At 40.0% G+C, this 16,137-nt stretch carries 12 protein-coding genes and 1 pseudogene; 5 read left to right on the top strand and 8 right to left on the bottom strand.

Going from position 1 to position 16,137, the window contains the following annotated elements; all coding sequences use genetic code 11:
- Positions 1–82: 82 nt before the first annotated feature.
- Positions 83–511 (bottom strand): chlorhexidine efflux PACE transporter AceI, encoded by a 429-nt coding sequence (gene aceI / locus CDG59_RS06535; RefSeq protein WP_087544332.1) that lies wholly within the window; start codon positions 509–511, stop codon positions 83–85.
- A gap of 101 nt (positions 512–612) precedes the next feature.
- Between aceI and CDG59_RS06530 the strand changes: the two genes are divergently transcribed.
- From CDG59_RS06530 to CDG59_RS06515, 4 genes are all read left to right on the top strand, one after another.
- Complete coding sequence (locus CDG59_RS06530) at positions 613–1,512, top strand: LysR family transcriptional regulator (RefSeq protein WP_087544330.1); 900 nt, start codon at positions 613–615, stop codon at positions 1,510–1,512.
- Between the two features lie 102 nt (positions 1,513–1,614).
- Entirely contained in the window at positions 1,615–2,604 is a 990-nt protein-coding gene (tal, locus tag CDG59_RS06525) for a transaldolase (RefSeq protein WP_087544328.1), read from the top strand.
- A 71-nt stretch (positions 2,605–2,675) separates the two neighbouring features.
- Positions 2,676–3,326, top strand: coding sequence for a leucine efflux protein LeuE (leuE, locus tag CDG59_RS06520; RefSeq protein WP_087544326.1), 651 nt, complete (start codon positions 2,676–2,678; stop codon positions 3,324–3,326).
- A gap of 107 nt (positions 3,327–3,433) precedes the next feature.
- Positions 3,434–4,612 carry a benzoate/H(+) symporter BenE family transporter gene (locus CDG59_RS06515; RefSeq protein ID WP_087544324.1) on the top strand — a complete coding sequence of 393 codons (1,179 nt, stop codon included), beginning with the start codon at positions 3,434–3,436 and terminating at the stop codon, positions 4,610–4,612.
- 47 nt (positions 4,613–4,659) lie between these two features.
- On the opposite strand, the gene CDG59_RS06510 is transcribed toward CDG59_RS06515, so the two are convergent.
- The 4 genes from CDG59_RS06510 to CDG59_RS06495 all read right to left on the bottom strand — a co-directional run bounded on the left by CDG59_RS06510 (position 4,660) and on the right by CDG59_RS06495 (position 9,734).
- The gene (locus CDG59_RS06510) at positions 4,660–6,492 is read right to left on the bottom strand and encodes a monovalent cation:proton antiporter-2 (CPA2) family protein (RefSeq protein ID WP_087544322.1); all 1,833 of its coding nucleotides are present in this window, start codon (positions 6,490–6,492) and stop codon (positions 4,660–4,662) included.
- Between the two features lie 165 nt (positions 6,493–6,657).
- Positions 6,658–7,074: an RDD family protein gene (locus CDG59_RS06505; RefSeq protein WP_087544321.1), complete on the bottom strand. Its 417-nt coding sequence runs from the start codon at positions 7,072–7,074 to the stop codon at positions 6,658–6,660.
- Positions 7,075–7,140: 66 nt separating this feature from the next.
- Positions 7,141–7,827 carry a dienelactone hydrolase family protein gene (locus tag CDG59_RS06500; protein WP_087544318.1) on the bottom strand — a complete coding sequence of 229 codons (687 nt, stop codon included), beginning with the start codon at positions 7,825–7,827 and terminating at the stop codon, positions 7,141–7,143.
- Between the two features lie 107 nt (positions 7,828–7,934).
- Entirely contained in the window at positions 7,935–9,734 is a 1,800-nt protein-coding gene (locus tag CDG59_RS06495) for a hypothetical protein (protein ID WP_087544316.1), read from the bottom strand.
- A 204-nt stretch (positions 9,735–9,938) separates the two neighbouring features.
- Here CDG59_RS06495 and CDG59_RS15705 point away from each other — a divergent pair.
- Positions 9,939–10,544: pseudogene (locus CDG59_RS15705) on the top strand (Uma2 family endonuclease).
- Here CDG59_RS15705 and CDG59_RS06485 read toward each other — a convergent pair.
- From CDG59_RS06485 to pepN, 3 genes are all read right to left on the bottom strand, one after another.
- Complete coding sequence (locus tag CDG59_RS06485; RefSeq protein WP_087544406.1) at positions 10,536–11,189, bottom strand: DNA-binding response regulator; 654 nt, start codon at positions 11,187–11,189, stop codon at positions 10,536–10,538. The pseudogene CDG59_RS15705 and the gene CDG59_RS06485 sit on opposite strands and share 9 nt — an antisense overlap.
- Before the next feature lie 46 nt (positions 11,190–11,235).
- Positions 11,236–13,374 carry a two-component sensor histidine kinase gene (locus CDG59_RS06480; protein WP_087544314.1) on the bottom strand — a complete coding sequence of 713 codons (2,139 nt, stop codon included), beginning with the start codon at positions 13,372–13,374 and terminating at the stop codon, positions 11,236–11,238.
- 100 nt (positions 13,375–13,474) lie between these two features.
- Positions 13,475–16,084, bottom strand: coding sequence for an aminopeptidase N (gene pepN, locus CDG59_RS06475; RefSeq protein ID WP_087544312.1), 2,610 nt, complete (start codon positions 16,082–16,084; stop codon positions 13,475–13,477).
- Between the last annotated feature and the right edge of the window lie 53 nt (positions 16,085–16,137).

Raw genomic sequence — 16,137 nt, 5'->3', positions numbered from 1 at the left:
AAAATCCTTTTTATTTTAATCAATTATGTGCTTTTAAGGCATTGTTTAAAAGAGTCTACTAAACAATGCCTTTATTTATATATCAAGATGCAAATTTCACATCAGGAAAGAAACGCTCTTCTACCATGTCATAACACCATTGGAAGATAAAGGTATAAACCAAAATACACATCGTTAGACCAAAATCTAAAATTAATGCATCAATAAAGCTCATCTTCATCATATAAGCAATAATTGGAATGGTCGCAAGCATCAAACCACCCTCAAAACCAACCGCATGCAAGATACGCACAGGAATCGTTCGTTTCCACTGATATTTATGTTCAACTCTCTCAAAATAATGGTTAAAAATCATATTCCAAATCACTGAAATGATGGCCATGATTACACCTAGAATACCAGTCACCTCTAAAGGCATACTAAAAATAAAACTTAACGCAATTGCGATGATGACCAATAAGATCACTTCATAGCTAATTGCATGAATGAGTCTTCTTCTGGAAATCAACATTTTCTAACACTCTTTTATTTGGATACGCGCCATTTTATTTTTATAATTTTGATTAATCCAATCAGGTTCTTTCACTTTTTTTGATAGATTGGTTTTGACAGATGAATATTAATCAAGAACAACTTCTAATGTTTCAGACCGTAATCGAAACAGGTTCATTTTCGGCTGCTGCGCGGAAACTCGGCAAAGTTCCTTCGGCAGTGAGTATGTCAATTGCCAATTTAGAAATTGATCTGAATCTCAATTTATTCGAGCGAATTGGACGTGAACCTACACCAACACCTGCGGCAATGGTTTTATATGAGAAAACTCAAAAACTTTTGATTGAAATCAATCAATGGAAACAACATGCTCATGCACTCAGCGCTGGACTAGAGTCAACTTTAAACATTGTCGTGGTTTCTGAATTGCTACATACCAATTGGACCGATTACATTACGTTGCTTGAACAACATTTTCCAAATCTGACTATTAATATTTTTTCTGCTCCTCAGGAAGATGCTTTACAGATGTTACTGGATCAGTCTGCACAACTTGCACTGATGTTTGAACGAGAACAATTAGATAGTCGTGAACAATTTGTTGAATTAAAAAAAGAAGCTCTTGTTCCAGTGATTGCTCAAGGTCATGCTTTAGCCCAATTTGAGCAAATCTCATTTGAGCAAATGGTGCAGACACGCCAAATCGTGGTCGCTAGCCGTGACCATAGCATTAAACCTGAATTGTTATTTTCTAAAGATTATTGGCGTACAGATCATCATCATTCTGCTTGTATGATGATTCTTCGGAATTTAGGTTGGGGTGTTTTGCCCTTAGAAATGTTTAATGAAAACCCTGAATTAAAGAAAAAATTAAAAGTTTTGCAACTTTATGATTTCACCCCAAAGTTTGAATACTATGTCGATCTAGTCTGGAGTCGAGAAAGCAAGTTAGGTGTTGCTGCTAGATTTTTGATTGAGCACATTCGACAACAACGGCAACAACCTAGGAAAAGCGACTAAATTACTCAGATTTAAATGTATTGAAAGCGATGCTTTGCTTTCCTGTAGATTGTGCTATAAAGAAGTTATCCATAATTTTTTTTAAGTAAGAACGCTATATCAATGACTCAGACTGCATTACACCAATTAAAAAATTTAACAACCGTTGTTGCCGATAGTAGTGATCTAGAAGCGATTGAAAAATTTCGTCCCTTAGATGCAACAACCAATCCATCACTTATTACAGCAGCGGCTGAACAACCTGAAAGTAAGCAACTGATTGAAGAAGCTTATACACAAGCAAAACAAGAAGGTTATCAAAGTGATGAACTGATTGAACGCACCATTGATATTTTGACAGTGAAGTTTGGCGTTGAAATTTTAAAATTGATCGATGGACGTGTTTCAACTGAAGTCGATGCTTCTCTTTCTTATGATACTGATGCGACGATTGCCAAAGCGCGTGAACTTTCTAAACTTTACCAAGGCTATGGTATTGAGCAATCTCGTATCTTGATCAAGATCGCGTCAACGTGGGAAGGCATTCAAGCAGCTAAAGTTTTAGAGGCTGAAGGGATTCCATGTAACCTCACCTTGTTGTTTGGTTTGCATCAGGCTCAAGCTTGCGCAGATGCAAAAGTAACCCTAATTTCTCCTTTTGTCGGTCGCATATTAGACTGGTATAAAAAAGCGGAAGGCGTTGAGCAATACCCGATCGAAAACGATCCAGGTGTTCTTTCAGTCAAGAAAATTTATAACTATTACAAACAACACGGCATTGCGACACAGGTCATGGGTGCAAGCTTCCGTAGTACAGCACAAGTCCTCGGTTTAGCAGGTTGTGACTTACTGACAATTGCACCAAATCTATTGGCCCAACTTGAACAAGATCAACAGGTTGTTGAAGCTCAACTCAGCTCAACTTCGGCGCAACAAGCTGAGAAAATTGAACGTACGGCTCAAAGCAAAGAAAGTTTTAAAGCTGAACTTGAGCAAGATTTAATGGCTTTCCAATTACTACAAGGTGGTATTGATGGCTTTATCAAAGCACGTGATCATTTGAGTTTATTACTGCGTCAATCTTTTGGTATTGATGCAGAGATTCGACCTTAATTAGTTTATTTTTCACCTATAAAAACCGATTTTTGTTATATTAATGAAAATCGGTTTTTAATGAGTAGATTGTGTTCGGCATAACAGATTTAACCACTTTTATTATTGGTACAATCTTAATTGTGTTATTGCCTGGCCCAAACTCTTTATATGTGATGTCGGTCGCTTCACGCTATGGTATTCGTACAGGTTATGCTGCGGCATGTGGCGTATTCACAGGTGATTCTATTTTAATCCTGTGTACGGTCTTAGGTGCGGCATCATTATTAAAAGCCTTCCCGATTTTATTTATCGTTTTAAAATTAACAGGCGCTTGTTATCTCGCCTATCTAGGCTTTAAGCTATTACAGAGTGCCTATCAGACATGGAATAAGCCTGCACACCCTACAGAAATGACTGATTTACCTCGTTTAGATCAAATTCATCCCTATCGTACCGCACTCAGTATCAGTTTACTCAATCCTAAAGCGATTCTGTTTTTCCTGTCTTTTTTCGTGCAATTTGTACAACCCAATTATGCTTATCCAGCACTCAGCTTTCTGATCTTAGCCATTATTGTGCAACTGGTCAGTTTTACCTATCTGACAGCTCTGATTTTTTCAGGTGTTAAATTAGCAAACTTTTTCAAACATAATTACAAACTTGCCGCTGGAGGTGTTTGTAGCGTGGGTATTTTATTCTTTATTTTTGGATTACGGTTGGCAACCTCTACCCTTACATAATAATGTTTTGATCATATGATCAATTAATTCAATCATTTTTAAACTACGATTTCCGCTGAATTAACGATATACTTTTCAACAAATTTTAATCAAGTATAGATGCCTTGATGCAACGTCTAATTCAAGATTTTTCGATTCCTGCCGTTTTTGCTGGTTTTATTACCTTCCTGATTGGAATTAGCGTTTCTGCTGTATTAGTGATCCAAGGCGCACAATCTTTAGGTGCAAATACAGCACAAATCAGCTCTTGGTTTTGGGCATTAGGTTTAGCGATTGGATTATCAGGACTCATCTTATCTTGGAAATATAAATATCCAGTTGCTACAGCATGGTCAACCCCAGGGATTGCACTGATCATTGCATCGACTGGCCATTATGATTTGTATGAAGCAATTGGTGCTTTCTTAATTTGTGGCGTCGCAATCGCAATCGTTGGATTTTCAGGCATTTTCCAAAAGTTACTGGCGCATATTCCTCAAAGCCTCACATGTGCGATGCTTGCTGGGATTTTATTAAAATTTGGAATTCAGATTTTTAGCAGCTTAGAAAGTCAACTCGGCTTTATCTTAAGCATGTTAGCAATTTATCTTGTGTCAAAACGCTTATTGCCTCGTTATAGCATTGTGCTGACAGTGATTTTAGGTGCAATGATTTGCCCGCTCTTTATTGATTTTCAATTACATTCAATCACTTGGTCTTTTACTCAACCTGTATGGATGCAACCTTCATTTTCATGGTCTGCATTACTGGGTCTAGCCTTACCCTTGTTTGTCATCAATATGACTTCACAAAATTTGCCCGGTATTGCCATGATTAAAAGCTATGGTTATCACCCACACGTCAATCAAATTGTAGGCTGGACAGGCATTGCACATACGATTTTTGCTCCTTTTGGTTGTTTTTCGATCAATTTAGCCGCGATTAGTGCAGCGGTCAGCTTAGATGAACAAGTGCATCCTGATCCGAGCAAACGCTATATTGCAGGTATAAGCTGTGGTTTGTTTTATATTTTAATGGGGCTTTTCGCTGCAACCTTAGTCAGCTTACTCATGTCATTTCCGCCTATTTTTATTGTTGCACTTGCAGGTATTGCCCTATTTGCCACGATTAGCCATAACATTGCAGTGGCTTTTGCAAACGTAGAAGAACGAGAAGCAGCATTACTCACCTTTTTATGTAGCGCATCAGGAGTTCAATTTTGGGGAATTGGTTCTGCATTTTGGGGGCTTTTATTGGGTATTTTTGTTTTAGTTTTATTCAAATTTAAATTAAAAAATAAGTCTTAGTCTAGCTAGCTAAGACTTATTTAAATCCATTTTATTTCAAAATCGATTTACCTATCTTCTACATCCTTTTCAGTTTCTTCACCATTTAAAATTCGTCCTGCTTGTTTAGGTCGAATCAATGGTGCTGTAGGTCGAGGATGAGAATGTGAGTATTGTAAACCCACCCCAGCATAGACATCATCCGCAGCAATTTCAGTTTCAAAACGCTCATTATCACGTTCTCGAATTTCATTTGAGATCATACGAACTTCATGTTCATCGACACCTAATTGCTCTAAAATGACTTCACCGAATTTAACCGCAGATTCAAAGGTTTCACGAATCATATAATCGACTTTTTGTTTGACCAAATGTAGTGAATGCTCTCGATCATAAGAACGAACCAAGACTTTGGCTAATGGAAATTCATGTGTCACCAATTCCACAATTCGATTGGTTGTTTGTTTACTGTCGACACAGATGACGATTGCTTCTGCCGCCGAAGCCCCTGAAGCATGTAAAATATCGAGACGACAGCCATCACCATAGTAGATTTTAAAACCAAATTTTTCTGCGTTTTGAATCATGTCGATGTCATTATCAATAATTGTCACATCAACCCCTCTTGCCAAGAGTAATTGACTTGTCACCTGACCAAAACGACCAAAACCAATCATTAGAATACTGCCACTTAGACCTTGAGCTATATCAACGTTATCAAGAAAAACTGAATCTTTGGTTTCGGTAAATCGTTTAAAAAGAATGCCTAAGATTGGGGTTAATACCATAGACAGTACAATAATTGCTGTTAGATTCGACTTAACTGTATTATCAATCACCTGAGCAGTGACCGCAGCAGAAAACAGAACAAAAGCAAACTCACCGCCTTGCGCCATCAATAAAGCACGATCCAAAGCTTCCGTATGTCGACTTTGGGTTATTCGCGCAACGATATAAATCATGAGTGATTTCGCAAACATCATTGCAATAACGCCACTGACAATCAGTTGCCAGTTTTGCTTCACGACCGATAAATCCAGTGACATTCCAACACCAAGGAAAAAGAGCCCCAATAAAATTCCTCGAAATGGTTCAATATCGGCTTCAATTTGGTGTCTAAAAGTTGATTCTGATAGCAACACGCCTGCAAGAAATGCCCCCATTGCCATAGATAAACCACTGACTTGCATCAATAAAGCAGCACCCAACACCACTAAAAGTGCTGCAGCCGTCATTACTTCTCGTGCTTTTGCCGCAGCAAGCAATCTAAATAAAGGATTGAGCAACCAATAACCTGCGGCGATTAAACCTGCAATTGCAATTAAACCAATGCCAATATTTTCTAAACGTGCTGAACTGCTTTCCACCACAGGATTCGGTGCCATAAAAGCAACAATTGCCAGTAATGGGACAATTAATAAGTCTTCAAATAATAAAATCGCGACAATCTTTTGACCTTGTGGCTGGGCAATATCCCCACGATCACCCAAGAGTTGCATCACAATTGCGGTAGACGTCAGTACAAAACCTGCTGCACCAATAAATGCAACTTGCCATTTAAATCCAAATAAAAGCCCCACACCTGTCAGTGCTGCCGCACAGGCTACAATCTGTAAAGTGCCTAGACCGAAGATTTCACGTCTGAGTCCCCATAAATGTGAAGGCTGCATTTCCAGCCCAATCACAAACAGGTACATGACGATTCCTAACTCTGCGATGTGTAAAATTGATGCGGAGTCTTGGAAGAAAGCAAAGCCAAATGGTCCAATGATCAAGCCTGCAATTAAGTAACCCAGTACCGAACCCAAACCTATTCGTTTAAAAATAGGGACTGCAATCACAGCTGCAGCCAATAAAACCACGGGTGCAATTAAGCTGATTGAATGTGCCTCTGAACTCATGTTGTTCTCATTTTTATCAATGCGATTTTATTCTATGTGAAAGCTTAAAAGACTGATATATCATTTATGAGACATCGCCTCTCAATTCATTTATTTTCATGTGGATAGAAACAAAAAAGCCGTCAACCATGACGACTTTTTTGTGTTCATCTTGAAAATCTAAAGTTACAACTCACGTACAACTACACTTTTTGCGATTTTGTCATGCCAGCCTTGTTTTTTACTATCGAATGCAATCCAGATAAAACCGAGAAAGAAAACCAGCGTAGATGGAAAATAACCAATATAACGAAGAATAGCTTGCCCAACCGTGAGGTTTTCGCCTGTTTTTTCATCCAGTACCTTTAAACGTAATAAACGTTTTCCAGGTGTTCCTGCAAATTTTACCCAGCATACAATATAAAAAACTGCACCAATAATCTGGCCAAGCCAATCTGACCATGTCCAGCCTGTAAAACCACTTGCAGCATTTGGTGCGATAATCATCATGATCGGAATCAAAGCGACAATCAGAATAATCGAATCAATAATAGACGCAAGAAAGCGTATCCAAAAACCTGCATATTCGTATTTATGTGACATTTTCCCCTCTCATTTTATTTCTATAAGAATCAATATTTATACGTGATATTTACCTAAGCATATTATTTATACCGTATTTTGTTTTAATTCACGATCAAAAAATTCAACTGTACGTTGCCAAACCACCTTTGCTTCAGGTAAACCACGACTGACACTGCGGAATCCGTGTGGCATGTTATAGGTATAGGCTTCAACCCGATCACCCAGTTGCTGAATCAGTTTGTTGCGCTTGGTTGTTGGACAGAATGGATCAACGTTTGACCAATGCCCCTGCAAAATGCGAATGTCATCCAGAGATTCTTTTTTCGGTACGCCTGCACCTTGAATTCCCAGTGAATGATGATAAACCACAGGTGCCAGCATGTCCTCACGCTTGGCCATTTGAATCACATAACCACCCGTTAAACATTGTCCCAGCATGCCCAAGCGACCATTTGAGCGTGGATCAGCTTTTAACGCATCAAGTAACACATGAATTTCTTTATTCATATCGCTATCGGCAGCATTGATTCGCCCAGCCTTACTGACCATTGCCCGAATACAATACTTGACTGCACCACCACTAAATAAATTGGGTACATAAACCAGATAGCCACGATTTGCCAAGTCCTGTGCATCTTCCCGATACACATCCAGTATGCCAAACAATTCATGCAGCAATAAAATAGCAGGCGTTTTTTCAGAGCTTTGTGCAGGTGCATACACTTCAACTTCGATTTTACGTGTCGGTAATGTGATTGTTTTTATTTCCATTTCAGCTATCCATTCTTTTAAATCGCTTTTATATTATTTTTGACAATATTAATTGTCAAATAAAAAAGAGCATCAATAGATGCCCCAGCTAAGATTAGAGTAAATTTTTAAAATTTCAGTATACCATTGGCAGTTAATATTTTCGTTGGATCAGCTTGTTGAGAAAGTTTTACATCTTTAAATGTTAATGTACGGTTTGCTGTGTCCAAACTTAATCCAGGGCATACCGAAGTTTCCGAAGCATATGTTCCACATTGATACCAAGTCATTGAACCTAGTACAAATGAGATATAAGTAGCAGTCGCATTAGCTTTGGTAATCGTTATACCATCCTCTAGTGGTGGATTTGCTTTATGGGCGAACTGTACATTTACAGTTTGATTAGATGCGTTAAACTGCCCAACTCTTGGTGTCGCCCATACAGTTGAGTTATGTTCGAATATCAATGGCGCAGCTAATCCAGTAATGGTGATACAACCCCATTGATTGGTACTATTTGCACAGCTTGTAGCAGGTGTCGGTGTAGTCTGCTGACTGTTATCTAAATACATCAACAAACTATTATTTTTAACTGTTAGATCTTGCGTTGTCCCACTGACTGCTTTTAATACAGTATTATTAAAATAGAAGCTTTTTGCAGGTTTTGAATTGATCTGTCCATCTTTTACGGTTACACCATTACAGGCAGGATTTGTTCCCACACCACATGCCCAAGCATAACTATTATTTTCAACAGCAACACTTTTCACAACTGAATTTTCAACCGTGATTTTTACATTTTCTTTTTTATCAGCATTAAAAAATGTATAAATATCAGGTGATGTAATTGCAACTGAACTTGCCTTACTAAAGCTACAGAAATCATTCGGGGCATTCTTAAAGCCAAGCTTATCATCCGCACCATTTGACTCGCAAAGTTGTGGAGAGGCTGTGGCTTTTTCACCATAAAAACCTGTAAAATCTGCACTTTCTGCAGAATATTTACCTGCATTGTCTTTAAATAGTGTCACATATCCCTTATCAGTAATTACATAATAATTTGTACCATTTTGCTGAACGTTTGCACCGCAAACTTCTGCAATGGTTGCAGTTGTGCCTTTTGCAATAACTTTTCCTGTCGCTGCATTCAGATTCAAGACCACTGTACCTTTATCACTGTAATCACCGCTATAGCTCATCAAATCACTGAGTTTGCCTACAGGTAGTTTCTTGCTGGCACAGGTTTCTGTTACTGGGGCAGGAGTTACAGGAACGAAATCAGGAACTGCTGCCACATCTCCTGCTTTTACTTTCTCAATCAGGGCAGCATAGTCTTTAATCGTAGCTTGATTGGCAGCCAATGATGCCGCAAAAGCATCCAGAGCCTTATCAAATGAATCACCAATTGCAAATTTAGTTGTTAATAGGTCAAAGTTTTCTGGTAATACATAACCATCTGCTTTGAGTTGCTTGGTTAAATTATCTACCGCGGTTTTAAGTGTGGTTTCTAAAATTGGTTGATAGGTTTTAAACCAGTCACTTGGCGTTTGTGAGCTTGCCAAAGCCAGAGCAAGATCAGTAAATGGTGTAATATTGACATTACCCGCTTTTGCAGCATAACCATGCAAGGTTTGGGTATCTGATGCTTTCACTTCCAATGCACAAGGTAGTTTAGTGCTATCCACCTGCCCTGACCATTCCCCCTGTTCATTGGTTTTAACCTCATTTTTAAACCCAGTGCCATCTTTACAACTCGCTGTGACACTGGCATTTTTAATCGCTGCCCCAACAGCTGCTGTTCCAGCTAAATTACTGTAGGTTGTGGTCGGTGTTGGTGATGTATTACTGTGCTGATCATCGTCATCATGACATGCTGTCAGTAACACACTGGCAGCAATACAAGCACTCAATAAACTTTTTTTTAACATACGAACCCCATTCGTTATTTCATCCCTTTCGTGATGACAGTAACGTTTTTAGGGTTTTCTGTGTATCCCCAGTTCAGGGGGGGATAGCCTAAAATCTATTTTGACTTCAAAAACTTGCTTACAATGTGAATATTCAATCAGTTGTGATACTTCTTCATACACGCTAAGGTATAGGCTGTATTTATATCATTATGAGTTATTGCCATATCACCTCATCATGCCTACCCACTTTCAGTCAGTGAACAGGATTATCTTGATGGCGAATTGCTAACTGATATTAAACATGAATATATTCATGGCGAAGTCTATGCAATGGCTGGGGCAAAAGCGGCGCATAATCATATTGTCAGTAATATATTCAGCCTTTCATATGCATTTAAAAGGAAAATCTTGCAGTTCTATGATGTCAGATATGAAAGTCAAAATTGACGACTGTTATTTCTATCCTGATGTACTGGTTGATTGTTCAGATTTAGCAGATGACAGTGTTTTTACACAAACACCGACCATTATTGTTGAGGTATTGTCTAAATCCACGCGCCAGATTGACCGTGTGATCAAACGTGAAAAGTATCTACAGATTCCGACCCTACAGGAATATATTCTGATTGAACAGGGTATTGCCGAGATTGAAGTGGTATGTCGTAGTCAAAACTGGCAATCTCATTTCTACTATTTGGGAGATCACATTACACTGAACTCAATTGGTTTAAGCATTTCAGTTGAAGATATTATGACCGTGTCAAAAATGAAGATGTCGTGACATGGTTAGAGAAGAAAGCCTTAGCAGAACAAAACGTATCAAAGTAAACCATATTGCTGTGCCAGCAGTGCCGCTTCAGCACGGGATGAAATATGCAGTTTTTGATAAATTGTCTTGATATAGCCATTTATGGTATGGCCAGATAATTTTAATTCGTAGGCGATTTCAGCGACCTGATGTCCTTTTGCAATATAGACAAGCACCTGTTTTTCCCGATTTGTTAAAGTCAGTGACTGTATGGCCTGTTGCTTTTGTTGATTGAGCTGTTCATGTGTTTTGACATAATTGAGCAGTTTCTGCGTCATGCTTGGGGAAAAGGCATGGATTCCAGCAATCAGGTTTTTCAAATGCTGCTGAAATAGAGTGGGTTCAAGGTCTTTCAGCAAGTACCCTTTTGCACCATGACAAATAGCCTCAAACAGATATTGGTCATCTTCAAAAATTGTCACCACCACACTCAAGGTATTGGCAGAATGTTGTGCCAGCCAGTCAATCACCTCTGTTCCCTTTCCATCAGGCAAGGAAAGATCAATCAAGGCCAGATCATAATGTTGTGACAATAATGCCTGCTTTGCTTCCTTTACACTATAAACCTGCTGGATACGAATGCCTGCAAAGGTTTCAAGCAACATCTGTTTCATCCATGCATTGACTTCCAGTATATCTTCTAAAATCAATGCCGTTTGAATCATATTTACACCCATCTTATATATTTACATCCATTACTTTTTGCCACAGTCACGATAATGGAAAAATCAACTCTACCCTTGAACCTTGTGTTTCTGGCAGCCTCTGAAAATGCAGGGTTGCCGAAAGTTCAGTTGCACGTTCCCTCAGGTTTTTAAGTCCATTCCCCTCAAGCTGATTAGTTTGACCATCAAATCCAGCACCATCATCACAAATGACTGAAACCAGTTGTGAGTCAAGCAAACTAATGTCAATCGTCACTTTTTGCGCATTGGCATGCTTCATTATATTACTGATGATTTCCCGAAGCATAGAAATATAATGCCTGTATTGTGCATAACTCAAGGTAATGGGTGTGTCTGCAAGGTTTTGTTGCCAATTTAGTTCTATCCCACAACTTTGCAGGCGAGTCGCAACCTCATATTCAAACTCCTGCAAAATCACATTTAACTCAACCCCTGTACCTAACAGACCATTGACGATGGTACGCATTTCGGCAATCGCCTGACGAATGGCCTGCTTGGCTTGATCCACATCTTTCTGGTAGAGACCCGATAATAGTTTCGCCCCCAGATCATCGTGCAAATCTCGGGCGATACGGTGTCTTTCCTCACGCACACCATTGTCATAGGCAACCCGACTCTCTACTGCCTGAGCTAAAAACGGTAATAGATTCTGGATCAGTTGCTGGTCATATTCACTAAACAAACGGCGGCCTTGCTGCGGATAGCTGAGACGCATCGCCGCCAGCCCTGCCACCTGTGGGATATAGAGCACCAGTCCATTGTCTTCGATTTGGCTATGATTTCTCTGTTCACTTATCTCAATGTTTAAAGGCTGAAACAGGTCATTCAACAAGGCTTTCCACTGTAACTGGCGTTCCTGCTCATTCACCGCAAAGCTGACCTGCAAGATTCGTTCAAACAGTTCGCTGTCGGATAACTTTTTGCGTTGTAACAGGCGTGCCTGTAGCCAGCCACGGACAGGCAACCAAACCAGACCACAAATCAGGATGGCCAGACTGAGTGACATAAGTGGGCTTAACATCATCACCAGAAAGGCATCCAGCAACACCAGTAAAATCGCTCCTGCCAGCCAGTACAGAATTCCGAATGCCCAACGGTCCAGACTAAATAACTGATAGCGTTTTAAGCCAATCGCAATACCAATAGTCACAAACAGGAAGAAACCGAACGAATAGCCTTGTGACATATTAAGCTGAATATCAAGTAGCTGGGTACTCTGCACCAAAAATACAAATGCGCCGCTACTCACCAGAATCCATAAGGCAAACCAGCGCAATGCCACTTTTGCCCGTGGATCATGTCGGTTTGCCCGCCATTGCCAAACCATACATAAAATTGCGCTCAGCATTTGCAGGGTAACGGGTAAGTCTCCCCCCATGCTTGGTTCAGGCAAAAGAAATAAGGTATCAAGCAACCACCAAACAGAGAAAAATATCGGTATTGCCCACAACCATTGGGTTCTGATCAACTGCTTTGGGTACACCAAGAATAGACTGATTAATGCACAGCCATATAGCAATGCACCACCCGTATTGATTGCGACCAGTACCCGAAATAATTCGGCATTTAAAGCCAGATCACGGGTGCTATAGATGGCTGCGGAAAAGGAAAATACGGGATAGGCTGCATTGAGTAAGGCAAAAACACGGGGGGCTATTTCATTGGGACGCAATGCCCAAATCCAGCAGCCCAGTAAAAATCCAATCGAACTGACGGCAAGCTGAAACCAAAACTCAAAAGGTAAATCCCGAAGCGTTCGTTTAGGCTGAATATTGACAGGATATGGTGTTGAGCTTGAATGATCGCCTGAATGCAAAAATATTTGCTGATGCTGGCTCATCAGTCGATGAACTTGGCTCTGCTTGATAAAAAATTGCCGCATTTCAGGATAGGTTGCAAGAAAATGAGGGTCTTCAGTAAAGTCATTTGCGTTTAGCTGTATTCGGTTCTGCCCACCTGCTGATGAAATCGCAACTGAATCCACATCCTGTAATATCAATCGCTCCCCGTCAAATACCGAAATTTTTTGGCGTTCTTTGACTTCAAAGCGTAAATGGCTACTGGGCTGATTTACCGCACAATAGATGACCGCAATAAGGGCCAACGACAACCCTAAAATGGCATAAAACAACCGATCCGCTGGTGTTTTTCGACGCAAAGCCATATATCACCACAATATGAGTATCCTTTCTGTGAACTAATGATAATCCAGAACATGTAAAAAAGGATGCTGAGACAGCATCCTTTCTGACAAAAACAATGTGTTATTCAATGTTTAGCATACTGCTCAAGGTTTCAGATACATTTTTCGATTTCACTTTAGGCTGCAACGCCTTAAGCGCCTGTTGCACCTGACTACGTTGTGGTTCGGCTAAAGTATACCAACGAGACAGTACTTGTAATAAACGCGAACCTAAAATTGGGTTTTTCTCATCTAAATAAGCGGCAAGCTCAATGAAATGATCAACACCAAAGCTCCACGTATTGACTGGATTTGCAGCTAGTCCACCACTCACTGCACGGATACGGTTCGGTGTTCCCAAATCATAATCGGCGTGCTTAGTCAGATACTCAATCGTTTCCGCTGTCGCACATGGATTCGATGCTTGGATGCTAAACCATTGATCTAAAGACAAGGCTTCATCTTTAAAACGCTTATAGAAATCTGCAAGTGCAGCTTGCGCTTGTGGCGCATCATTCCAGACCAAAACGCGTAATGCCCCTAAACGTTCAGACATATTGCCTGTTTGTTGATATTGGGTATAAGCCAAATCGAACACAGATTCATCACCTTGACGCGCCAACATATTCAAGGTGATATTTTTCAATGAACGCACGCCCATTGCCAAAGAGAACTCTTTTTGCTGGTCTGGATCTAAGGCCAAATAGGTGTCTTTCCAGAATGAGCCTAAATCACGTGCTAAATGATCCAGCACAGCTTCACGCTTCTCTCGAATCAATTCAGGCTCATAGTCTTGATCAATACGACTACCTAAATAGTTTTCACTTGGTACATCAAATAAACGTGATGCCAATAACGGATCTTTATTTACTAAGTCAGGCAAGGTATTTTTAATTGCCTGAATATAGGTATCCACCTTATGGTCTTCTAAAAGAATACGTTCCAATAAAGTTTGTGTCGCTTGCCATTGGTTAAAGCCATTGGTTTCATGCTGAATCAAGAAGGCAAGATCATCATTGGAATAGTCAAAGACTAAATTCACAGGGGCAGAAAAATTACGTAATAACGAGGCAACAGGTTGCTCAGTCACCCCTGTAAATTCAATTGTTGCTTCATCTTGATCAAATAAGTACACGCCATCTTTGACCTCATTCACAAACAGATCAGTGCTATGCAAGGTATACTGCTCACCTGTATTGGCATTAAATAATGCCAGAGCAACAGGAATTGGCACTGCCTTGAGGTTTGGATATTTTGGATGTGCTTTCAAGCTTTGTTTGAAGCTTAAACGGTAAGTCTGTGCAGCAGCATCATATTCACCTCGAGCTTCTAACTTTGGTGTCCCCGGTTGGTTATACCATGTGAGGAAGTTAGAGAGATCAACACCTGAACCTGCACTCAATGCCGCAACCCAGTCTTCAACTGTAACTGCTTGCCCATCATGACGCAGAAAATATTCATCTGTGCCTTTACGGTATTTTTCTTTCCCCAATAAAGTTGCCATCATGCGATTGATTTCAGCACCCTTCTCATACACTGTCGCGGTATAGAAGTTATTGATTTCAACAAAATGGTCTGGACGAGGTGGATGTGATAATGGTCCTGCATCTTCAGGGAATTGATGCGATTTCAATACCGCTACATCATCAATTCGTTGTACGGCCGCTGATTGTAAATCCTCAGAGAAAGACTGATCCCGGAAAACCGTTAAGCCTTCTTTTAAACACAACTGGAACCAGTCACGACAGGTAATTCGGTTGCCTGTCCAATTATGGAAATATTCATGTGCAATGACTGACTGAACTCGCATAATCGCAGCATCAGTGGTGTATTCCTCATCGGCAAGTACACAAGATGTATTAAAGATATTTAAACCTTTATTTTCCATTGCACCCATGTTGAACTGACTGACCGCGACAATCATGTAGTTATCGAGATCATACGGACGACCATAGTGTTCTTCGTCCCAACGCATCGAATGCTTTAATGCTTCCATTGCGATGTGACATTTTGGAATATCTTTATCGATTGCATAAATTTCAAGAGCAACATCACGACCTTCTGATGTGGTATAACGATCTTTCAGTACCGCCAAATCACCAATCACACAGGCAAATAAATAGCTTGGCTTTTTGGTTGGATCTTGCCAAATTGCAAAATGACGACCTTCCCCAGCTTCACCCGTTTCCAACAAGTTACCATTTGCAAGCAATATAGGATATTTCTTATCTGCTTCTACCCGTGTCGTAAACTCAGCAAGCACATCTGGACGATCTGGATAGAAGGTGATTTTACGGAAACCTTCTGGTTCATTTTGGGTAACGAACAAATCACCTGCTTTATATAAGCCTTCAAGTTGCGTATTGGATTCAGGATGGATAATCACCTGAGTTTGAACAATGACCTCATCTGGTGCATTAGTGATCACCAATTGTTCAGTATCCAAGTGATATTGTTCAGCGCTAAGGGTTTGCCCATTCAATTGAACCGATTTTAATTCAAGATCACGACCTAACAGAACCAATTCACCTGCAGTCTGACGCTTCATCACCAGTGTAGAATCGACAATCGTATGATCATCATAAACTTGAATATTTAAATTAATTGATTCAACCAAGAATGATGGCTTTTGATAATCTTTTAAATAAATCGTTTGATCTGCTTGTACAGGAGGCTGTGCCGCAATATTCATCAGTATTCCTTATCGTTCATCATGTCGGATGGTCTTGTTATCAAGACTTCTTG

The organism is Acinetobacter sp. WCHA29, from assembly GCF_002165335.1.
Classification (GTDB): domain Bacteria; phylum Pseudomonadota; class Gammaproteobacteria; order Pseudomonadales; family Moraxellaceae; genus Acinetobacter.
Note: the sequence above shows the minus strand (reverse complement) of the source record. Positions and strands in the feature narration are given on the sequence as shown.